The sequence below is a fragment of the Acinetobacter sp. FDAARGOS_559 genome, assembly GCF_003940475.1.
In the GTDB taxonomy this organism is placed as follows: Bacteria; Pseudomonadota; Gammaproteobacteria; order Pseudomonadales; family Moraxellaceae; genus Acinetobacter; species Acinetobacter baumannii.
The window spans coordinates 506941-528474 of sequence record NZ_RKJG01000005.1; the positions used below are offsets into that span (position 1 = coordinate 506941).

Genomic DNA, 21534 nt, shown 5'->3' on the forward strand with positions numbered 1-21534 from the left:
GGATAATTATGCTAGCACTAGAGCCTCAACATATTCATATGAATCAACATGCTGTTGATAAAACACATGCATTAAAGTGTCTAGTAGATATATTAGAAAAAGATGGGTTAGTTACGCCTGAATATATAACGGGACTCATCAATCGTGAACAACAAAGCGCGACTTATTTAGGCCAAGGCATTGCCATTCCCCACGGTACTCCTCAATCACGTGAATATATTTTAAAAACAGGTATCCGCTTAGCCCATTTTCCCGAAGGTGTGATCTGGGATGGAGAAAATAAAATTTATTTAGCTGTAGTGATTGCAGCAAAATCTGATGAACATTTGCAAGTTTTGCAAATTCTTACTCGTGCATTAATGCATGACGTCAGCGAACAAGTAAAGAATGCTTCTAAACCTGAGCAGATTATCGAATTACTACAAGCTCAGCCATTATCTTTAGCGCTTCATGAAAATCTTATTCAAACCGAAATCGACGCACAAGATATCGAAGATTTATTTTGGGCAGCTTCTCAAACACTCAAAAAACATAATTTTGTAAAATGTGGTTTTCTAAGCTCACTTGATCCAGAACAGGCCATTCAACTGCAAGATCAAATCTGGTCCATTTCTAGCAATCACTTTGTTCAGCAACCAGCTATTAGCATTACTAAACCATCACAGGCTTTAGAGCTAAATGGTAAAAAGCTGAACACCCTCGTTTGTATAGCAGCCAATGACCAACTCGATAATGAAAGATTTAATCGTTTAATTGATATTTTATTTAACCCTGAGCAAGTTGCCGAGCTAGATAAAACTCAAACTCCAAACGAAATTGCAAAAATTATTGGAGCTGACGTTGTTCCTGACTGGCCTCAACGTTCAGTAGTGCTGGCAAATGCACACGGCTTACATGCCCGACCAGCTACACACCTTGTCAATCTTACAAAAACCTTTCAAGGCGACATCCAAGTTGCAGTAGACGATGGTAGCTTTGTTTCTGCCAAAAGTTTAACTCGTCTTTTAGCATTAGGTTGTAAGCGTGGCCAAACTCTACGTTTTATCGCTGAGCCAGAAACCGATGCCGTAGAGGCTTTAGATCAAGTTATTTTGGCAGTGCAGCAAGGCTTAGGTGAAGAAGTTGAAGCGCTACCTGTAACCAGTGAAACTCCTGACCAGCTCCCTGCTCAAACTGCAATATCAAATGCTACGACATTAGGTAACAATACGGGCATTGCAGCATCAAGTGGCTTAGCTTTTGGACCCGTCCATGTGATTAAACCAAAGGTTTATCAATATGAACGTATGGGTTCAGGCGTAAAAGTCGAGAAAGAAAATTTAGATATTGCCCTACATGCAGTAAAAAACAATATTCACCAAGTCATAGCCAAAGCTGATGCCTCTGAAATTAAACAAATCTTTCGAGCTCACCTAGAAATGCTTGATGATCCTGATTTAATTAATGGTGTATATCAAAAAATTTATCAAAATTTATCAGCACCAGCTGCGTGGCATGAACATATTGAAGCTGCAGCTAAAGCACAGGAAGCACTACCAGATCGTTTACTCGCTGAACGCGCAACAGATCTACGTGACATTGGTGACAGAGTTTTAACCCAATTATGTGGTGAAGTGGTTATTGAAGAGCCTAAAGAGCCTTATATTCTAATCATGCATGACGTGGGGCCAAGTGATGTCGCTCGTCTCAACAAAGACCGTGTCGCAGGTATTTTAACTGCTATAGGCGGTGCAAGTGCGCATAGTGCAATTGTCGCACGTGCTTTAGGCATTCCAGCTATTGTTGGTGCTGGTGAACAAGTCCTAGAAATTGATCCGAAAAGCACTTTACTTATTAATGGTGATACTGGAACTTTTGTTTTAAATCCAGATGCAGCGCAAATCGAACAAGCCAAGCAAGAGCGTGAGCAACAGCGTCAAATTCGTGAAGAAGCTGAACGCCATAGCCACGAGCCAGCAATTACCTTAGATCAACACCAAATCGAAATTGCAGCCAATTTGGGTAAAGTTCAAGCGACAGCACAAGCAGTAGAATGTGGTGCTGAAGCAATTGGCCTACTTAGAACCGAACTTGTTTTTATGTCTCATAGCAGTGCACCTAATGAGGCTGTTCAAGAGGCTGATTACCGAGTTGTATTAGATGCACTTGCAGGTCGCCCGCTTGTAGTACGTACATTAGATGTAGGCGGTGATAAGCCTTTACCTTACTTACCAATTGCTGAAGAAGAAAACCCATTCTTAGGGTTAAGAGGAATTCGTTTAACTTTAAGACGCCCTGAGCTTTTAAAACAGCAATTAACCGCTCTACTAAAAGCATCTGATAATCGTCCGTTACGCATTATGTTCCCTATGATTGGACGCGTTGAAGAATGGCGTGCAGCCAAAGCAATTCTTGACGAAGTAAGAGCCCAACATCCATGTGACAATTTACAAGTTGGTATTATGATTGAGGTTCCGTCTGCTGCTTTACTTGCACCGGTTCTTGCACAAGAAGTCGACTTTTTCAGTATCGGCACAAATGACCTGACCCAATATACTTTAGCGATTGACCGAGGCCACCCAATACTCTCAGCGGAAGCAGACGGATTACATCCAAGTATTCTTAATTTGATTGATCAAACAGTAAAAGCTGCCCACAAACATGGCAAATGGGTAGGAATCTGTGGTGAGCTTGCAGCAGACCCTAAAGCTGTACCTATTCTCATGGGATTAGGTGTAGATGAACTGAGTATGTCCCCAAATAGCATTCCTTTGGTAAAAGCTCAAATCCGTACACTAAGCTATAGCCATGCTCAAAAGCTTGCGCAACAAGCTTTACTATGCGATAGCGCCCCTGCTGTGCGCCAGCTATCTGAACAAGACTTATAAGATTGGGAATAGTAATGGCTAAAATTTTAACAATTACTTTAAACCCTGCAATTGATGTAACCATTCAACTGAATGAGTTATTAGTAGGAGAAGTGAACCGACAAGAGTCGGTAGAAATTCATGCGGCTGGCAAAGGCCTTAATGTTGCTCAAGTATTAAAAGACTTAGGTCACGATGTAATCGTAACCGGCTTTTTAGGTGAGCATAATCGACAAATTTTCGATACACATTTTGCACAAGCTCAATTTCAACCTGAGTTTATTTATATTGATGGTGAAACCCGTCAAAATATAAAAATTGCTGAGCATTCTGGGCGGATGACCGATTTAAACGGCAAAGGTTTCTTTGTTTCTGAAACAGACAAACAAAGGCTATTTAATAAGATTGAAGCTCTGTTACCACAAGTCGAGGTTGTTGCAATAGCTGGTAGCCTCCCACAAGGTTTTAGTATTGATGAGTTACAACAACTTATTCAACTGATCAAAAAAAATAATAAGAAAGTTGCCCTAGATACCAGTGGTAAAGCATTGGTTGCTGCAATTGAGTGTCAACCTTGGATGATCAAACCGAATACCGATGAGTTGGTTGAAAGTTATCAACGTCCTGCAACAAGCTATGCTGAACAAAGAAAACTTTTTGATAGCTTAACCAATATTGAGCATGTGGTTATCTCAATGGGTGAAGATGGCGTAAATTGGTTACACGCCATTCATCCCTTACATGCTCAAGCACCAAAAGTTATCGTAAAAAGTACAGTAGGCGCTGGTGATTCACTCTTAGCCGGCATGATCCATGGACTTGTTAACCAAATGCCTCCTGAAGAGACCTTAAAAACTGCGACAGCCATTGCAAGCCATGCTGTAACACAAATTGGTTTTCGAATCCCTACTTCTGAGGTTCTAAACCAATTAAAAGCACAAACTATTATCAATTCATTGAGTGAATCTGATGCAAACTGCTAAACATTTATTATTTGTCACTAATAGTCCGCAACAGCAAGTCAATGCTTTAATCTTGGCTCGTAAACTTGCTTTAGTCGCAACCCAACACGGCTATAAACATAGTGTCATTTCACTCGATGAGTTTGAATCAAGCGATCATTTTGATCATGTCATTATTATTGGACAGCAACCTAAAAATCTAAATATTTTTGGTCAAAACGCTTTATCTTTAGTTTCTATTGAAGATATTAAAGATGATGCAGACAAAGCACTTTTAACGGCACTTGAACACTCAAAACCAGCAAATGAGTGGGAACAAAAACCTAAGCAAGCTTCAAATACCGCAACTCATTTTGTTGCCATTACTGCTTGCCCAACTGGAGTTGCCCATACATTTATGGCAGCTGAAGCGTTACAACAAGGTGCAGAAAGACTTGGGTATCAAATCGATGTAGAAACTCAAGGTTCTGTAGGTGCGAAGAATATTTTATCACCTCAAGCGATTGCTGATGCCGATATTGTTATTCTTGCTACTGACATTGAAGTCAACACTGACCGTTTTGTAGGTAAACGTGTCTATAGATGTAGCACTGGTTTTGCTTTAAAACAAACCGACAAGGCTTTTGCTGAGGCAATTGCTAATGCTCAGGTTTTAGAACAAGGTAAACAGCAAGCAACAACGGAAAATAAGGATAAAACTGAAAAAGTTGGTGTATATAAACACTTATTAACTGGTGTTTCTTATATGCTGCCTATGGTTGTTGCGGGTGGCTTGCTAATTGCACTTTCTTTATGTTTTGGCCTAAATGCAGCAGAACAAGCTGGTAGTCTGCCAGCCATATTAAAACAGATTGGCGCAGCAGCATTTACCCTCATGGTACCCATGCTGTCGGGTTATATTGCATATTCGATTGCAGATCGCCCTGGTCTTGCACCCGGTTTAATCGGGGGTTTATTGGCAGCACAGTTACAAGCAGGATTTTTAGGTGGTATTGTTTCTGGCTTCCTGGCAGGTTATATCGCATTATTTATTGCTAAAAAAGTCAAGCTTCCAACTAGCTTAGAGTCCCTTAAGCCCATTTTGATTATTCCATTATTAGGAACATTATCTGTTGGGTTGATTATGTTCTATGTGGTAGGTCAACCTGTAGCGCATATTTTTGAGTTAATGAAAGATTTCCTCAACAACATGGGCACAACAAATGCTGTATTAATGGGAATTATTTTGGCAAGTATGATGTGTATTGATTTGGGCGGACCAATCAATAAAGCTGCTTATGCTTTTACAGTTGGACTACTTACCACCAATACCTATATGCCAATGGCAGCCACGATGGCAGGCGGTATGGTTCCTGCAATTGGGATGGCAATTGCAACCTTCCTCGCTAGAAATAAATTTAGTACTGGCGAAAAAGATGCAGGTAAAGCTGCGTTTGTGCTTGGTTTATGCTTTATTTCAGAAGGTGCAATTCCATTTGCAGCAAAAGATCCAATGCGCGTTATTCCAACCTGTATTCTAGGTGGCGCAGTAACTGGTGCATTAGTTGCTTTATTTCACTGTGAGCTTGTGACTCCGCATGGCGGTGTATTTGTACTACTGATTCCGAATGCAATCAATCATGCGTGGTTGTATCTTGCAGCAATTGCGGCTGGAAGTATCGTAACGGGAGTAAGTTATGCCATCATTAAAAAGAATCAAGAAGAAAAATTATTAACAAACTCATAATTTAAAAAGGGAGAATATAAATTCTCCCTTTTTATTAGTACTCAGTTTTATAGATTAATTTGAACGGCATGTGTTATCAGTTGTTCTAAGGTAAAACACTAAAAATTTAATTTGAGGCCACACTCATCTTTTAATTTCAAAATTTGTAGAATTACATTTGAATCTTTGAGAAATAATTACCCCTTATTCACACAAATAATTTTAACATTTAAAATCAATAACTTACAAACAAATATTCATTAATTTTATAGATAATTCATCAATTGTGTTAAATGTATGGTAAATTTTCATCTTCAAAAAATCTTTTAAACATATGATTAATTTAAATATTTACCTATTGAATGGATTTATTTTTTTAAGTTATGACTTTATAGACAAAAAATTTTGATAGAAATGTCACGTTCAAAACGAGTTTTTTTTTCTACGATTCTCATGCAAACAAATATCGTTCATTTTACGACCAAGCGAGTAGCCAAGTTCAAATAAACGGTAAGGAATAAGTTTTATCAGAAGAGAAAAATTTATAGTTTGTCCTTGTTAATCAAACAATATAAATTTTGCTCATGACTTAAAGTCCTGATATAACTTGCTTAGTGAAACTATATTTTTCCACTATTAAAATAAGTTTCATAAAATGCGATCCACCAAGGTATGGGGAAAAGTCAATGACAAAGAAGTATGCGCGTTTTTTACCTACAACAGAATCTTTCACTCTTGAAGATTTTCCATATTATTGGATTACTCAGGTCCATGCTCAATATGTTCAAAATATTGATAATGCCCTCAAAAAATATGGCCTAGATAATTCACGTCGACGTATTATGCTTGCACTAAGTAGTAAACCTCACGCTAGCGTATCAGAGCTATCTGATATGATTATTTCAAAAATGTCGACTACCACTAAAATTGTTTATCGCTTAAAAGATGAAGGCTTAGTTGAAACCTATTCTTGTCAATCAGATGGTCGTATTACACGTGTATATCTTACCGAACGTGGTACAGAAATGATTAATAAAATTAATGACCTAACGAGTGTAGTACTTGAACAATCATTCGAAGGTATCACCCCTCTTCAACTAGAAAAAATGATGGAAAGCTTAAAATTGCTTTTAAAAAATCTTTCTCGATAATTGTTGTTTTTAACATTTTAAAACGATTAATTCTCAAGCTCTCTCATGAGAGCTTTTTTATTATTTTCTCTTATGTTTATAGGAATACAGACTTCATAAAGTAATCAATTAAACACTATGCTTGTTGACTTGTTCCTTCAACTCCAGTAGAAACTCTCTCTTAATATCTCTAACGTAATTTTAGGAAAAAATGGCTAAAAGAAAATATAAAAGTGATAAGTTTCAAGTACGTCGTATTAACCGTCAATGGTGGGTACTTGAAAAAGATTTAGAAACTAACTGTTACAGCAAGCATGAACAGGTAGCTACTAAGACATTAGCTAACAATTATGCTGACGATTATATAGAGCAGTATTATATGAACCTCTACATTCAACAACAGTTGAAAAAACCGGAAACCGTATAAAAAGCCTCCATGGCTTTTTTTATTTATAATTTAATAAGTTAAATAAAATTAAAATAATAAAATTTTGACATAAAAAAAACCTACATCTTGGGGAAAATGTAGGCTATAAAATGCACAAAAAGGAATTATATATCCTTTTTGATGAAAAGAATTCTACGATAATATAAGACCTTATTTTATATTACTTTTGTAAAGTTAATAGTATTTATTGTATTAACCTCTAATATCTTAAATGCTTTTTCTTTATAAATTTTTTCTCATAAATATTTAAATTAATTAACTCTTCACGAGTTAAAATGTTTTTGATGTATGAGTTTTTTATAAAAACTCTATTTGAATTTTATAAACAACTGTTTTAACAAGTTTTTTACAAAAATACGCATAATTTTTTCAAGTTAAAATTCTACATTTCATAATCTTTAGGAGATTAAAAGTTAATAAATAACATATGCATAGATGATTAATAAAATTTTTATTTAAAAAAAACCTTTATTCAAGACGAAAAAAACATCAAATATTAATTTTTTATAGCTTTTGTGGTGACGACACAACTATTACAATACAGTTTATAAATAGTTTAACTCTTCAGCAGTTTTAGGCATGTTATGACTTCAATGTCGAACACTACCCAAAAGCATTTTATTGTTGAGCAGTTTCCTTTACCGACTTGGGTCAGTGATGAAAAAGGCTTAATTTTATACTGCAATACGGAGTGTACAAAGTACTGGCGCGATACTTCTCCTCCATTGTTTCAACAATGGCTAGATTTCGTGTACCCTGCCGATTTAGAAGAAGTTAAAAACAACTGGTTAGATGCGATACGACTCCGATCAAGAATTGAATTTAAATGCCGTCTTTTGCATAAAACCCATTATTATCGATGGTGTAAAATTTCTATTCAATTGTCGAAATACCATGAATCTTCTCAAGAAAATGAATGGTTTATTAGTTTTCTTGATATTGACCAAGATATACAAGAGCAGCAAAGCTTACGAAAAGATATCGATATACAAAATCAAATGCTCGATATCAGTGTCGATTGTATTAAGGTTTTAAATACAGATGGCACTGTATCTCATATGAATAAATCAGGATGCCTTGCATTAGGTATACCTGTAGATGAAAAAAAATTCGGTATGCGATGGTTAGATCTTTTACCACCCCATATTCGTAAACGCGGAAGAGTTGCCTTAAAAAAAGCCTTACAGGGTAAAGTGGCCCGATTCGCTGGCATGAGTTGCTTACCAAATCAAGATCCAGAATATTGGGATAACATGCTTACCCCAATTCAACATACAAACGGCGAAATTATTCAAATATTGTGTGTTTCGCGAAATGTCACTCAACAGTATCTTACCGAAAACCGTCTAAGAGATATTAGCGAGAGAGATGAACTCACAGGATTATTTAACCGACGCTCATTTAAGCTACAACTAAAACGCACCCTAGCTTACTCAAGAGAAACCCAAACCAGTGTAGGGCTACTTTTAATTGATCTAGATCATTTCAAGCATATTAATGACACTATAGGTCATAGTGCTGGTGACCACTTATTAAAAATACTTTCTAAACGTTTTAATCAGTGCGTAGACCCTGAAAGATGTTCAGTTGCCAGATTAGGTGGTGATGAGTTTGCAGTTATTGTTAGCCATTTAAAAAATGAGAGTGATGTTCGTGAACTTGCAGAAGTATTGCTTCAACAACTCAATCAACCCATTACATATGCTGGGAATGTGCTCAACGGCGGCATGAGCATCGGCTGCGCCATTTATCCTCAAGATGCAGTTGATCAATCGAGCTTATTAAGTTGTGCCGATATGGCATTACATGACTTAAAAGCCCGTGGTCGTGGCGGCATACGTATGTATAACCCAAGTATGATGCAGTTAACCGAGGCAATCGCCTCTCAACTCAACATTGCTCGCCAGCTTATTCGTCATCATACCATTCAGCCCTACTATCAACCCAAAGTCGATCTAAAAACTCATGCTGTAGTGGGCTTTGAAGCATTACTCCGCTGGCATACGACTTCGGCCCAAAGAGGTTTGCCTTCTCAGATTGCTGAAGCTTTTAAAGACTACGATTTAGCCAGTAAAATTGGTGAAATCATGCAACAACAAGTTTTGCATGATATTGCTAAATGGATAAAATTAGGTTTTGTGCCGCTTCCTGTTTCTCTAAATGCCGCACCAGTTGAGTTCTTAAGAGATAATTATGCTGAACGTTTATTAAAAAAGATTAATCAACTTGAAATTCCTACCCATTTAATTGAAATAGAAGTTACTGAACATATGCTGGGTGACCGTGGTTCTGAATATGTGATTCGCGCACTTAATAAACTAAAACAGCATGGAGTACGCATTGCTTTAGATGACTTCGGAACAGGTTTCTCTTCTTTAACACATATAAGAGACTATCCTATTGATTGCTTAAAAGTTGATTGTAGCTTTATACAAAAGATGCAACATGATCCATCCATTTATGCAATTGTTCAGGCAATTGGCTTACTTGCTCCAAATCTCTCACTCGGATTAATTGCAGAAGGTATTGAAACACCAGAACAAGAAGAGTTGCTTCTTCAATTTGGATACAACATAGGGCAAGGTTTTTTATTTGAATCAGCTATTGACGCTAATCAGGTGATCTCTATTCTTAAACAGGGTCAGGCTTATCTAGAAAGTCACTATTCTATGAATTAGTCATTTACCTTACACACTAAAAACAAACAATAAAAATTATAAAATTGGCGATAATATAATCATAACGATAACAAGTTTAGGTTCTTCAACAATAAATATTGTCACAAGACAATAAGGAGCAATATATGAGTTATCACCATATTTTAGTTCCGGTCGATGGTTCTCCTACCTCACTTATTGCTGTTAATCATGCTGCAAGTCTTGCTAAAGCCTTTAGTAGTAAAGTTACTTTGGTATATGCGCTCACTATTGATCCATTTATTTCAGTTGAAATTATTGATAGTACAGAAATTGCGCAAGATTATTTTAATAAAGCGAGAGCTTCGATTCAGAGCATTTTAGATCAAGCTAAAGAACAATTTAGCCAACATGGAATTTCTGTTGAAACCAAAATTGTTGAAGGTCAAACAATTCATACAGAAATCATCAAAGCAGCAACTGAGCTAAAAGCTGATTTATTAGTGATTGGTTCTCATGGGCGAAAAGGTTTTAAAAAGTTCTTCTTAGGAAGTGTAACTCAAGCACTTTTAGGAGAAATTCATGTGCCAGTATTGGTCGTAACTGAATAAATCTAAACCTTTATATAAAAAACCCAGCTATATAGCTGGGTTTTTTGAAATAAGTTACTTACCGTTATATGTAAATTTAATGAGAGAACCGGGATTCTCTAAAGTATGAGTGACTGAACCATCATCTTTTTGTACATTCCCCGCTGTATCAGTCAGCACATATAAGGTATTACCTTCTGGACTAGCGATGACATCACGATAACGGTTATTGCTTTTAAACATTGGGATAGCATCATCCAAAGTCGTGCTATATGTCGGGTCCAATTTAATACGGAAAATCACCCCACGTTTTAAAGATGGGACCAATAATGTATTTTCCCACCCTGGAATCGCTTTTTTGCCTCCCGTATATACATATGCCGATGACGGCGCAACCGTTGGCCAGCAAATATATGCCATCTCACCACAAGTAGGGTCATTATAGTTATAGGTATCTTGTACCGTATATAAAGTTTTCAAAGGCGGCACAAAGTTTTTACCAGTCCATTCAGACTCTTTAGTCACAGGAACACCTGTTGCTACTTTTATCCCGTTTTGAGCTAAATCTTTAATTTGTGATTTATTGGTTGCTGCCGAATAGTTTGCATAGGCATAACCACTGTCATCTTTATAACCAGCTACATTTGGCCAGCCATAGTTACCACCTTTTAATACAAGGTTAATTTCATCATCAGAATTTGGCCCTTGCTCAGATTGTAAAAGCTTTCCATTTGGAGCAAATGCTAAACCTTGTGGATTACGGTGCCCTAAAGTGTAGATATGACTCACTACTCCGTTAAAGCTTGGGTTGTCTTTAGGAATACTTCCGTCCAGATTTAAGCGTAATACTTTACCCATATATGTATGGTAGTCTTTACTATTGAGCTCTTGCTGAGTCGGAGTATGCTGTGCCTGATTCGGTAAGAACAGATAAGCTAACTGATTACGACCTTGGTCACCAATCGTATAGTAGATTTTTTGGTCTGGACCAATGACGAGACGACCAGACTGATGATCTTTTGATGACGGTAAACCTGCAATCAAATCAATAGGCTTTTCAAATGTATCTGTAGTTTTATTATAGGTATATCTACGAATAATCGTCTGATTAGGTAACTCTTTATCTGTAGATTTTGGATTTTTAAAAGTGCCTGAAATATAGATATAAGGGTTATGTTTAAAGTCAGGATGAAAAGCAAAGCCTAACAAACCATTTTGCCCATCAGCATCACTCACAATTTCAGGCACCTGAAATACTGTTTTCGCGCTACCAGATTCAGGATTTACTCTTAAAATTTTGCCAGTTGCACGTTCGGTTAACCAAATTTGATTATCTGGCCCCCATAACAAAGCATGTGGTTTATTTAAATTGGACAGAATCACTTTTTTATCAAAATTTTCTGTTTTCGCTTTTGCGAACTGAGCAGGTGTCAGAGGTATATCTGCAAATGCCGTATGAAACGTAAATAGTTGTGCAGCACCTAAAAGAGTGATTTTTGCTAATAAATGTTTATTCATAGTTCCACCTTATAAAGTTTTCTAAAGAGTTACTTAAACCGCTGAAAACATTGGTTTGTATACGTTCTCTATATCTTTTGTATTATGATGATTAGCTCATTTATTAAAATCCAAATTTCTGCAAGGCTCTGTTGCATAAAAGTAGCTATTCAAAACAAATGAATATTTTATAAGTTGCCTTATAAATCATTGATCTCATTTTTAAGATAAATAATTTGAAAGAAAGCTTTAACAAAGTAATTGAAAAGTAAAATTTAATACTCAAATAGACAATTCAATCTATAAAAATATACATACCACATAGTTAAAAGATCCAAGCTAAAGATTAAGGATCCTTACAAATCGAATTTCGTTATGTGTGCAAATTTTAAACCCCTTAAGAGAGAGCATTCTTATCAATTAGACTTACTTGAACCCACCTTTGATTACAAATCAGATGTCTATCCAAGTGATGATTGCCCAATAATCTTATCTCATCAAAATGAATGGGAATGGCGAAAAGTTAAATTTGGAATGTTGCCACCATATGCGAAAGAAGTTTCATTTAAATATGCAACTTATGATGCAAGAACTGAAACGGTTGATCACAAACGTTCATTTAAACATGCCTGGTCAAATGATCAATTTGGCCTAGTTCCTGTTGAAGCTATTTATGAACCGAAATATATCAATGGTAAAGCACATTGGTATGGCATCTTTCGTCAAGATGGGAAGCCATTTACGCTTGCAGCAATTTATGAAGAAACCATAATTGATGAGCAGAAAGTTAGAACAATGTCGCTATTAACAATCAATGCAGATCGACATTCTTTTATGAAACAGTTTCATAAACCTGACGATGAAAAACGTTCAATTATTGTAATACCTGACCATCTTAGAAACGATTGGTTAAACTGCAAACACACTGACGCTCCTAACTTTTTCTTAGATATGCCATTAAATGAATTTACGTCTCTGCCTAAAGCAGAAATGAACAAATCAAAAAAAAGTTAGATGCCTAATAAGTGAAAGTAGCAAGCTTAAATGGCTCCCCCTAAAAACTTATGTTATCCTTCGCACCTCTTTAAAACTTCAAATTTTCATTATCCATGACACTAACGCCACCTTAAGTTTATTTACCCTTCTCCTTTGTAAATAACTCATCACTGTCTAGTGATGTGGTGTAGTCGCTTGTGTGTTGGTATATCACATCACTAGCCTTTCTAAAATTTAAAATTCTAGGCTATTTCCATGTTAACGAATCTTCGAGAACAATGGTTCTCTAATGTCCGTGCAGATATTCTTTCTGGGCTTGTTGTTGGTCTGGCTTTAATTCCAGAGGCGATTGCCTTTTCAATTATTGCAGGTGTAGATCCCCAAATCGGTTTATATGCGTCTTTTTGTATTGCGGTTATTATTTCTTTTGTAGGTGGCCGTCCTGCCATGATTTCGGCAGCAACGGGTGCTATGGCCTTAGTCATGACGACCCTAGTGAAAGAACATGGTCTTCAGTATTTATTCGCAGCTACTATTTTGACGGGTGTCATACAAATTATAGTAGGATATCTTAAGCTTGCTAAGCTCATGCGCTTTGTCTCTAAATCGGTTGTGATTGGTTTTGTAAATGCTCTCGCCATACTCATTTTTATGGCCCAGCTTCCAGAACTAGTCAATGTAAGTTGGTACGTCTATCTATTAGTCGCTATTGGTTTAGCAATTATTTATCTATTCCCTTATGTACCAAAGCTTGGAAAAATTTTTCCATCTCCCCTTATATGTATTGTTATAGTCACATTACTTGCTCTCTTTTTGGACCTTGATGTGCGAACAGTTGGCGATATGGGAGCACTCCCAAAGTAAGCATCCGGCTAACACAGCCTTACCAAGCGGTCCTATAAGCCTTAATTTAGTTCCCACCTAAAAACAAGGTAAGCATCCGGCTAACACAGCCTTACCAAGCGGTCCTATAAGCCTTAATTTAGTTCCCACCTAAAAACAAGTGGGGACTTAATCCATGAACATGGATATATATTCAGCAACACCTCCTGTTGCTAAAAAACGCAGAACATACAGCAAAGAATTCAAACTCAGTATTGTCAATGCCTGTAAAAATCCTAATACCTCGATCGCTTCGGTCGCACTGCAACATAGTATTAATGCCAACCTTGTCAGTCGTTGGATCAGGATCTTCAGCCATCATGAGGGTGCCGTGCAGGATCCTACTCATGTGAATCCAGCATTTATTGCTTTGCCTTACACTGCTGCAATCAGCCAACCTATTGATGAGAGGATCACGTTGTGTATCACCGTGCCTCATACGAATAATGATATTCAGCTAAAATGGCAGACATCAGAAATACCTGCCTTGGCAGAATTACTCAAGGCACTGGCAACATGATCCGTATCAATGAAATTTGGCTCTCTACCCAGCCCATGGATATGCGAGCAGGAATGGATACTGTCATGGCTCAGGTGGTGAGAGCCTTTGGCTACATCAAACCGCATTGCGCCTACCTGTTCTGTAATAAACGTGGTCATCGTATGAAAGTGTTGGTACATGATGGACTGGGCATCTGGCTGTGTGCCCGGCGTTTGGAACAGGGTAAATTTCACTGGGCTCAAGTTCACCAAGGTGAAACCGTGGCCCTCAGCCCGGAACAGTTACAGGCATTAATCCAAGGTTTGCCCTGGCAGAGAATTGGATTGCAGCAAGTGGTGAATATGCTCTAAACCAAGCTCGACCATTCTGCCATCCTCCAAACGTTCTATTTCATTCTCTTCATGACCTCAGGCATACTGCGGTCATGAATACGCTGCCTGACTTAAGCCAACTGACCCATGAACAACTGCTGGAATTCACCAGACAGTTGGCGATGCAGCATCAGTCTCTAGCACAATCAAACCAACAATTGGATGCCAAAGTTCAACATCTTTCTATTCTCAATCAAAAATACGAGCATGAACTGGCGCTGTTTAAAAAGCACAAATTCGCCCAAAAGAATGAACACTTAACGGCAAAACAAATCCACCTATGGGATGAAGCGGTTGAAGAAGATATTGCTGCTGTTGATCTGGAATTAGAACGATTAAATGCAGATAAAACCGATGCAGCGACACAGAAAGCCAAAACCAATAAACCTAAACGTCGACCACTGCCAGATCATCTACACACCATCCGTATTGAGCATGAACCTGCATCAACCCAATGCACTTGTGGATGCCAACTCCGTCGTATCGGCGAAGATGTCAGTGAGAAACTGCATTTCAGACCGGCACAGTTCTATAAGGAACAGCATGTGCGTGGTAAATGGGTCTGTGATCAGTGTGACACTCTGACTCAGCAAGCGATGCCCGCCTATGTGATTGATAAAGGCATTGCTTCACCTGAATTGCTCAGCCATGTGCTGGTATCGAAGTATGCCGATCATTTGCCGCTGTACCGTCAACGTCTGATCTATCAGCGGGCGGGAATCGAACTTTCTAGATCAACTTTATCTGACTGGATAGGTCGCTGCGGTGTAGAACTGGAACCTCTGGCCAATGCCTTAAAAGAGGTGGTGCTGCAACAGCGGGTGCTGCATGCAGATGAAACACCGGTCACCATCATGCGGATGGGTGAGAATGAGAAAAAACCGAAGAAAGGTTATGTCTGGGCCTATGCCACCACACAGTACAATCCAGTTCAGGCGGTGATCTATGACTTTCAGGATAGTCGTTCAGGCCAGCATGCTGCAGAGTTCTTGAAAGGCTGGCAGGGCAATCTAGTCTGTGATGATTACAGTGGTTATAAAGCACGCTTTAAATCAGGCCAGGTCATAGAGGTCGGCTGCATGGCCCATGCACGTCGTAAATTCCATGAACTGCATGTGACCGGGAAAAGTCAGGTCGCTGAACAGGCATTGGTGCTGATTCAGAAACTGTATGCGATAGAAGCAGAACTCAGGAAAAAGACCGATGGTACAGCGGAAGACCGCCGCGAATACCGACAACAGCATAGTCAACCAGTGATGCAACAACTATATGAATGGCTCAACCAACATCATCTGACAGTGCCATCGAGTTCTCCCACCGCCAAGGCCATCAATTACACTCTGAAGCGTTGGCCAGCCTTAAGCCGCTATCTGGATGATGGCAATCTACCGATATGCAACAATTGGGTAGAGAATCAGATGCGTCCCTGGGCGTTGGGGCGCAAGAACTGGCTGTTTGCAGGTTCGCTGCGCAGTGGTCAGCGAGCGGCAAACATCATGACTTTAATCCAGTCAGCAAAGCTGAATGGGCTGGATCCGTATGCCTATTTAAGTGATGTGCTGAAAAGGTTACCGACACATAAAGTGACCCAGATTGAAGAGTTACTGCCGCACTGCTGGAAACCTAAATCGAATTAAAAAATAGGTATGGGATTCAGCGGACGCTTACAAAACAAGTGGGGACTTAATCCATGAACATGGATATATATTCAGCAACACCTCCTGTTGCTAAAAAACGCAGAACATACAGCAAAGAATTCAAACTCAGTATTGTCAATGCCTGTAAAAATCCTAATACCTCGATCGCTTCGGTCGCACTGCAACATAGTATTAATGCCAACCTTGTCAGTCGTTGGATCAGGATCTTCAGCCATCATGAGGGTGCCGTGCAGGATCCTACTCATGTGAATCCAGCATTTATTGCTTTGCCTTACACTGCTGCAATCAGCCAACCTATTGATGAGAGGATCACGTTGTGTATCACCGTGCCTCATACGAATAATGATATTCAGCTAAAATGGCAGACATCAGAAATACCTGCCTTGGCAGAATTACTCAAGGCACTGGCAACATGATCCGTATCAATGAAATTTGGCTCTCTACCCAGCCCATGGATATGCGAGCAGGAATGGATACTGTCATGGCTCAGGTGGTGAGAGCCTTTGGCTACATCAAACCGCATTGCGCCTACCTGTTCTGTAATAAACGTGGTCATCGTATGAAAGTGTTGGTACATGATGGACTGGGCATCTGGCTGTGTGCCCGGCGTTTGGAACAGGGTAAATTTCACTGGGCTCAAGTTCACCAAGGTGAAACCGTGGCCCTCAGCCCGGAACAGTTACAGGCATTAATCCAAGGTTTGCCCTGGCAGAGAATTGGATTGCAGCAAGTGGTGAATATGCTCTAAACCAAGCTCGACCATTCTGCCATCCTCCAAACGTTCTATTTCATTCTCTTCATGACCTCAGGCATACTGCGGTCATGAATACGCTGCCTGACTTAAGCCAACTGACCCATGAACAACTGCTGGAATTCACCAGACAGTTGGCGATGCAGCATCAGTCTCTAGCACAATCAAACCAACAATTGGATGCCAAAGTTCAACATCTTTCTATTCTCAATCAAAAATACGAGCATGAACTGGCGCTGTTTAAAAAGCACAAATTCGCCCAAAAGAATGAACACTTAACGGCAAAACAAATCCACCTATGGGATGAAGCGGTTGAAGAAGATATTGCTGCTGTTGATCTGGAATTAGAACGATTAAATGCAGATAAAACCGATGCAGCGACACAGAAAGCCAAAACCAATAAACCTAAACGTCGACCACTGCCAGATCATCTACACACCATCCGTATTGAGCATGAACCTGCATCAACCCAATGCACTTGTGGATGCCAACTCCGTCGTATCGGCGAAGATGTCAGTGAGAAACTGCATTTCAGACCGGCACAGTTCTATAAGGAACAGCATGTGCGTGGTAAATGGGTCTGTGATCAGTGTGACACTCTGACTCAGCAAGCGATGCCCGCCTATGTGATTGATAAAGGCATTGCTTCACCTGAATTGCTCAGCCATGTGCTGGTATCGAAGTATGCCGATCATTTGCCGCTGTACCGTCAACGTCTGATCTATCAGCGGGCGGGAATCGAACTTTCTAGATCAACTTTATCTGACTGGATAGGTCGCTGCGGTGTAGAACTGGAACCTCTGGCCAATGCCTTAAAAGAGGTGGTGCTGCAACAGCGGGTGCTGCATGCAGATGAAACACCGGTCACCATCATGCGGATGGGTGAGAATGAGAAAAAACCGAAGAAAGGTTATGTCTGGGCCTATGCCACCACACAGTACAATCCAGTTCAGGCGGTGATCTATGACTTTCAGGATAGTCGTTCAGGCCAGCATGCTGCAGAGTTCTTGAAAGGCTGGCAGGGCAATCTAGTCTGTGATGATTACAGTGGTTATAAAGCACGCTTTAAATCAGGCCAGGTCATAGAGGTCGGCTGCATGGCCCATGCACGTCGTAAATTCCATGAACTGCATGTGACCGGGAAAAGTCAGGTCGCTGAACAGGCATTGGTGCTGATTCAGAAACTGTATGCGATAGAAGCAGAACTCAGGAAAAAGACCGATGGTACAGCGGAAGACCGCCGCGAATACCGACAACAGCATAGTCAACCAGTGATGCAACAACTATATGAATGGCTCAACCAACATCATCTGACAGTGCCATCGAGTTCTCCCACCGCCAAGGCCATCAATTACACTCTGAAGCGTTGGCCAGCCTTAAGCCGCTATCTGGATGATGGCAATCTACCGATATGCAACAATTGGGTAGAGAATCAGATGCGTCCCTGGGCGTTGGGGCGCAAGAACTGGCTGTTTGCAGGTTCGCTGCGCAGTGGTCAGCGAGCGGCAAACATCATGACTTTAATCCAGTCAGCAAAGCTGAATGGGCTGGATCCGTATGCCTATTTAAGTGATGTGCTGAAAAGGTTACCGACACATAAAGTGACCCAGATTGAAGAGTTACTGCCGCACTGCTGGAAACCTAAATCGAATTAAAAAATAGGTATGGGATTCAGCGGACGCTTACCTCCCAAATACTCTACCTATTTTTTTAATTCCGGATATTCCTCTTAATTTAGATACAATTCTTATCATTCTTCCTTATTCATTGGCGTTAGCTGCAGTTGGCTTACTTGAGTCGATGATGACAGCCACAATTGTTGATGAAATGACGGACAGCCCGAGTAATAAATTTAAGGAATGTAAAGGTCAAGGTATTGCCAATATTGCCTCGGGTTTTATGGGTGGGATGGCTGGATGTGCCATGATTGGGCAATCAATGATTAATGTTAAATCAGGTGGTCGCACACGCTTATCTACTTTATGCGCAGGCATATTTTTGCTGATTTTAGTAGTATTTTTAAGTGATTGGTTGAAAGTTATTCCTATGGCTGCGCTTGTTGCTGTCATGATTATGGTATCAATAAGTACTTTTGAGTGGCGTTCACTTACCCAATTTAAAACTAATCCTAAAAGTAGCAATACCGTTATGATTGCAACGGTTGTTGTAGTTGTAGCTACTCACAATCTAGCATTAGGCGTATTGACAGGTGTGCTACTCTCCGCGCTTTTCTTAGCCAATAAACTTGAAAATGATATACAGGTAATAAGTTCATTAGAAGGCAACGCTCGTTTATATGATTTAAGAGGACAAATCTTTTTTAGTTCTTCAGATAAATTCATGCACGGCTTTAACTTTAAAGAAGAAGTAAAAGAAGTCATTATTGATCTGACTCATTCACATATTTGGGATGTCACTTCGGTTGCAATGCTTGATTCAGCAGTAGAAAAGTTCCAAAAGAATGGCATACAAGTTACTGTACGTGGTTTAAATGAAGCCAGTTCAATCATGATTGACAAGTATGGTACACATGCAAAAATTTAAAAAAAGGTCCTTCGGGACCTTTTCAATCATAGAGAATTATATTTTTATTAAGGAGATTTATATAACAAGCGGTTTGGGCTACCTGAAGGGTTTTTTACTACGTTACTGCTCGCTTGATTTAAAAGATTGGTAGAGATCGTTTGAGGTGAAGCCGTAGGTGTACTTTGAAGCATTTCAGCAACTACACCAGCAACATGCGGGGTTGCCATTGAAGTACCATTTAATATCTTGGTAGCTGTATTACTTCCAATCCAAGAAGAATTAATTTGGCTACCCGGTGCAAAAATATCAACACAGCTTCCATAATTAGAATAGCTTGCCCGAGTATCGGTATTATCTGTCGCAGCAACTGTAATAGCCTTACTTACTCTTGCTGGAGAAGATGTACATGCATCTGTATTTGAATTGCCAGCGGCTACGACCATGACATAACCATTATTATATAAGTTTTCCACTGCACTATCTAAAGAAGAACTTGTCGCCCCACCTAAAGACATATTTACAACTGCAGGTTTTTTACCATTTTTCAATATCCAGTCTAAACCAGCAATAACATTACTTGAGGCCCCTGACCCATCACATCCCAAAATCCGGATTGGAACTAAATTGACATTTTTGGCAACACCATAGGTCGTACCCCCTACCGTTCCAGCAACATGGGTCCCATGTCCATTACAGTCGGTTGTACCATTGCCATCAGATATTGCGGTATAACCACTTAATACACGTCCTGAAAACTCTTGGTGACTAGATAATATACCAGTATCCACGATATAAGCCGTAGTACCTGAACCGGTCTGTAAATAAGAATAAGCCGAATTTAATGGTAAAGCTTTCTGGTCTATACGATCTAGTCCCCAATCTGGATTACTTTGAGTAGTTGCATCAATATTTACTATTGTATCGCTTTCTACTGAAAGAACATGAGGGTTCTTTTTCATCGCTTCAATAAAGGCTGCCCCTGCTGTATCAGGTAAATAAATTGCAAAACCTTTAAGAACAGTATCGTAGCTTTGTAAAACTTTACCAGCATGTTGTTTAGCAATATTTTGTGCGAAATCTTTAGAAGGACCTGCATCCTTATTTAATATAACAATATATTGATTTTTAATAATTCCTTTTGCTTGGGAAGAATCATTTACAGGATTTGTAACATTTGAAGCGGCATACACAAAATGAGTAGCTGCTATTGAAAGACAAATAGCAGACACTTGGCGAATATTCATGACTATCTCCATATATTATATTTCAGGTATTTTTATGATAATTAATAACTTTTTACTTCAGGATTAAAATTTTAGATGAGAACTTTGAGGAGTTTTATCTGCTTTTAAACCCCAACCATATTTTCATAATTTTTTAGGTTAAACAATATCAATCCACTTTTTTATAGAAAAATGTGACATCTATCTACTTATAATTTAAATATTTTATTTTTTTATAATTAAAATATCACTCTATTTGGGTTCAATAATATAAAAGAATATAACCATTATGATAAGAACTATAGTAGCCATTGCTAAGTAAGTACCAACAGTATTAAAACTTCTTAAAAACTTCAAAATATCCATAACAATATGATAATTAACAGGTTATAGACAATTATTTCAAAATATAAAAGTCCATACAACTATAAAAAATTAACAATTTCTTTAACTGTGATTAATATGTATAATAAATGTATAAATATATATTCCCTATTTTTTTATTAATCAAGCTTATTAGTAATAAATTATATAAACAAATGATTTGAATTTTCTTATCTAACTAAAATAAACCCTTTATATAAAACTTAGCCAGTTTAAAAATATTTTTAATAAAAAATACCCACATATCTTAAAAATATGTGGGTATTAAAAAACAAACAACTTTACAGACGCAGTATATGCATATATAAATATATACCTTTAAAGATATATTTACAATACTTCTTTAAATTTTTCACTTGAATTGAACCGAATTTACTATTAACTGTCTTTTTAATGCGCGGATCTTTGTATCGTTAACGAATTGTAC

At 38.6% G+C, this 21534-nt stretch carries 17 protein-coding genes and 2 pseudogenes; 16 read left to right on the top strand and 3 right to left on the bottom strand.

What is annotated here, in order from left to right:
* Nucleotides 1–8 precede the first annotated feature (8 nt).
* The 7 genes from ptsP (at nt 9) to EGS71_RS03940 (ending at nt 10338) form a co-directional block, all read left to right on the top strand.
* Complete coding sequence (gene ptsP, locus EGS71_RS03910; protein WP_000880354.1) at nt 9–2867, top strand: phosphoenolpyruvate--protein phosphotransferase; 2859 nt, start codon at nt 9–11, stop codon at nt 2865–2867.
* A 14-nt stretch (nt 2868–2881) separates the two neighbouring features.
* On the top strand, nt 2882–3829 hold the full coding sequence (pfkB, locus tag EGS71_RS03915) for a 1-phosphofructokinase (protein ID WP_001062797.1): 948 nt from the start codon (nt 2882–2884) through the stop codon (nt 3827–3829).
* On the top strand, nt 3816–5534 hold the full coding sequence (locus EGS71_RS03920) for a fructose-specific PTS transporter subunit EIIC (RefSeq protein ID WP_001192477.1): 1719 nt from the start codon (nt 3816–3818) through the stop codon (nt 5532–5534). Before pfkB ends, EGS71_RS03920 begins: the two co-directional genes overlap by 14 nt.
* A 665-nt stretch (nt 5535–6199) precedes the next feature.
* Nucleotides 6200–6664, top strand: coding sequence for a MarR family winged helix-turn-helix transcriptional regulator (locus EGS71_RS03925; protein WP_000163427.1), 465 nt, complete (start codon nt 6200–6202; stop codon nt 6662–6664).
* A 190-nt stretch (nt 6665–6854) separates the two neighbouring features.
* Complete coding sequence (locus tag EGS71_RS03930; RefSeq protein ID WP_001129188.1) at nt 6855–7070, top strand: hypothetical protein; 216 nt, start codon at nt 6855–6857, stop codon at nt 7068–7070.
* Between the two features lie 605 nt (nt 7071–7675).
* Nucleotides 7676–9769 (top strand): EAL domain-containing protein, encoded by a 2094-nt coding sequence (locus tag EGS71_RS03935; RefSeq protein WP_000203163.1) that lies wholly within the window; start codon nt 7676–7678, stop codon nt 9767–9769.
* Nucleotides 9770–9894: 125 nt separating this feature from the next.
* Complete coding sequence (locus EGS71_RS03940; protein ID WP_000120225.1) at nt 9895–10338, top strand: universal stress protein; 444 nt, start codon at nt 9895–9897, stop codon at nt 10336–10338.
* A gap of 54 nt (nt 10339–10392) precedes the next feature.
* On the opposite strand, the gene EGS71_RS03945 is transcribed toward EGS71_RS03940, so the two are convergent.
* Nucleotides 10393–11835 (bottom strand): glucose/sorbosone family PQQ-dependent dehydrogenase, encoded by a 1443-nt coding sequence (locus tag EGS71_RS03945; protein WP_001032857.1) that lies wholly within the window; start codon nt 11833–11835, stop codon nt 10393–10395.
* Between the two features lie 354 nt (nt 11836–12189).
* Between EGS71_RS03945 and EGS71_RS03950 the strand changes: the two genes are divergently transcribed.
* The 9 genes and pseudogenes from EGS71_RS03950 to EGS71_RS03990 form a co-directional block, all read left to right on the top strand.
* The gene (locus tag EGS71_RS03950) at nt 12190–12828 is read left to right on the top strand and encodes an SOS response-associated peptidase family protein (RefSeq protein WP_000332543.1); all 639 of its coding nucleotides are present in this window, start codon (nt 12190–12192) and stop codon (nt 12826–12828) included.
* Nucleotides 12829–13065: 237 nt separating this feature from the next.
* Nucleotides 13066–13668 (top strand): annotated as a pseudogene (locus EGS71_RS03955) (SulP family inorganic anion transporter); the annotation flags it as partial.
* A gap of 160 nt (nt 13669–13828) precedes the next feature.
* Nucleotides 13829–14212, top strand: coding sequence for a transposase (locus EGS71_RS03960; protein WP_001055589.1), 384 nt, complete (start codon nt 13829–13831; stop codon nt 14210–14212).
* Nucleotides 14209–14544 carry an IS66 family insertion sequence element accessory protein TnpB gene (gene tnpB, locus EGS71_RS03965; RefSeq protein WP_000619347.1) on the top strand — a complete coding sequence of 112 codons (336 nt, stop codon included), beginning with the start codon at nt 14209–14211 and terminating at the stop codon, nt 14542–14544. The genes EGS71_RS03960 and tnpB (EGS71_RS03965) overlap by 4 nt, the downstream gene beginning before the upstream one ends.
* A 74-nt stretch (nt 14545–14618) precedes the next feature.
* Nucleotides 14619–16202 carry an IS66-like element ISAba25 family transposase gene (locus EGS71_RS03970; RefSeq protein WP_001094424.1) on the top strand — a complete coding sequence of 528 codons (1584 nt, stop codon included), beginning with the start codon at nt 14619–14621 and terminating at the stop codon, nt 16200–16202.
* Between the two features lie 53 nt (nt 16203–16255).
* Entirely contained in the window at nt 16256–16639 is a 384-nt protein-coding gene (locus EGS71_RS03975) for a transposase (protein WP_001055589.1), read from the top strand.
* Nucleotides 16636–16971, top strand: a complete 336-nt coding sequence (gene tnpB, locus EGS71_RS03980; RefSeq protein WP_000619347.1) for an IS66 family insertion sequence element accessory protein TnpB — start codon at nt 16636–16638, stop codon at nt 16969–16971. Before EGS71_RS03975 ends, tnpB (EGS71_RS03980) begins: the two co-directional genes overlap by 4 nt.
* Nucleotides 16972–17045: 74 nt before the next feature.
* A complete protein-coding gene (locus EGS71_RS03985; protein ID WP_001094424.1) occupies nt 17046–18629 on the top strand; it encodes an IS66-like element ISAba25 family transposase in 1584 nt (527 codons plus the stop codon).
* A gap of 31 nt (nt 18630–18660) precedes the next feature.
* Nucleotides 18661–19518: pseudogene (locus EGS71_RS03990) on the top strand (SulP family inorganic anion transporter); the annotation flags it as partial.
* Nucleotides 19519–19565: 47 nt separating this feature from the next.
* Here EGS71_RS03990 and EGS71_RS03995 read toward each other — a convergent pair.
* Together EGS71_RS03995 and EGS71_RS22750 are read right to left on the bottom strand one after the other, a co-directional pair.
* Nucleotides 19566–20744 (bottom strand): S8 family peptidase, encoded by a 1179-nt coding sequence (locus EGS71_RS03995; RefSeq protein WP_001026396.1) that lies wholly within the window; start codon nt 20742–20744, stop codon nt 19566–19568.
* Between the two features lie 231 nt (nt 20745–20975).
* Nucleotides 20976–21089, bottom strand: coding sequence for a hypothetical protein (locus EGS71_RS22750; protein ID WP_085916944.1), 114 nt, complete (start codon nt 21087–21089; stop codon nt 20976–20978).
* Nucleotides 21090–21534 lie beyond the last annotated feature (445 nt).

Excerpts from the sequence above, each read along its gene's own strand:
- EGS71_RS03945 (WP_001032857.1), bottom strand. The coding sequence starts at position 11,835 with ATGAATAAACATTTATTAGCAAAAATCACTCTTTTAGGTGCTGCACAA.
- EGS71_RS03930 (WP_001129188.1), top strand. The coding sequence starts at position 6,855 with ATGGCTAAAAGAAAATATAAAAGTGATAAGTTTCAAGTACGTCGTATT.
- tnpB (WP_000619347.1), top strand. The coding sequence starts at position 14,209 with ATGATCCGTATCAATGAAATTTGGCTCTCTACCCAGCCCATGGATATG.
- ptsP (WP_000880354.1), top strand. The coding sequence starts at position 9 with ATGCTAGCACTAGAGCCTCAACATATTCATATGAATCAACATGCTGTT.
- EGS71_RS03950 (WP_000332543.1), top strand. The coding sequence starts at position 12,190 with ATGTGTGCAAATTTTAAACCCCTTAAGAGAGAGCATTCTTATCAATTA.
- EGS71_RS03920 (WP_001192477.1), top strand. The coding sequence starts at position 3,816 with ATGCAAACTGCTAAACATTTATTATTTGTCACTAATAGTCCGCAACAG.
- EGS71_RS03925 (WP_000163427.1), top strand. The coding sequence starts at position 6,200 with ATGACAAAGAAGTATGCGCGTTTTTTACCTACAACAGAATCTTTCACT.
- EGS71_RS03995 (WP_001026396.1), bottom strand. The coding sequence starts at position 20,744 with ATGAATATTCGCCAAGTGTCTGCTATTTGTCTTTCAATAGCAGCTACT.
- EGS71_RS03960 (WP_001055589.1), top strand. The coding sequence starts at position 13,829 with ATGAACATGGATATATATTCAGCAACACCTCCTGTTGCTAAAAAACGC.
- EGS71_RS03975 (WP_001055589.1), top strand. The coding sequence starts at position 16,256 with ATGAACATGGATATATATTCAGCAACACCTCCTGTTGCTAAAAAACGC.
- EGS71_RS03970 (WP_001094424.1), top strand. The coding sequence starts at position 14,619 with ATGAATACGCTGCCTGACTTAAGCCAACTGACCCATGAACAACTGCTG.
- EGS71_RS03940 (WP_000120225.1), top strand. The coding sequence starts at position 9,895 with ATGAGTTATCACCATATTTTAGTTCCGGTCGATGGTTCTCCTACCTCA.
- EGS71_RS22750 (WP_085916944.1), bottom strand. The coding sequence starts at position 21,089 with ATGGATATTTTGAAGTTTTTAAGAAGTTTTAATACTGTTGGTACTTAC.
- pfkB (WP_001062797.1), top strand. The coding sequence starts at position 2,882 with ATGGCTAAAATTTTAACAATTACTTTAAACCCTGCAATTGATGTAACC.
- EGS71_RS03985 (WP_001094424.1), top strand. The coding sequence starts at position 17,046 with ATGAATACGCTGCCTGACTTAAGCCAACTGACCCATGAACAACTGCTG.
- tnpB (WP_000619347.1), top strand. The coding sequence starts at position 16,636 with ATGATCCGTATCAATGAAATTTGGCTCTCTACCCAGCCCATGGATATG.
- EGS71_RS03935 (WP_000203163.1), top strand. The coding sequence starts at position 7,676 with ATGACTTCAATGTCGAACACTACCCAAAAGCATTTTATTGTTGAGCAG.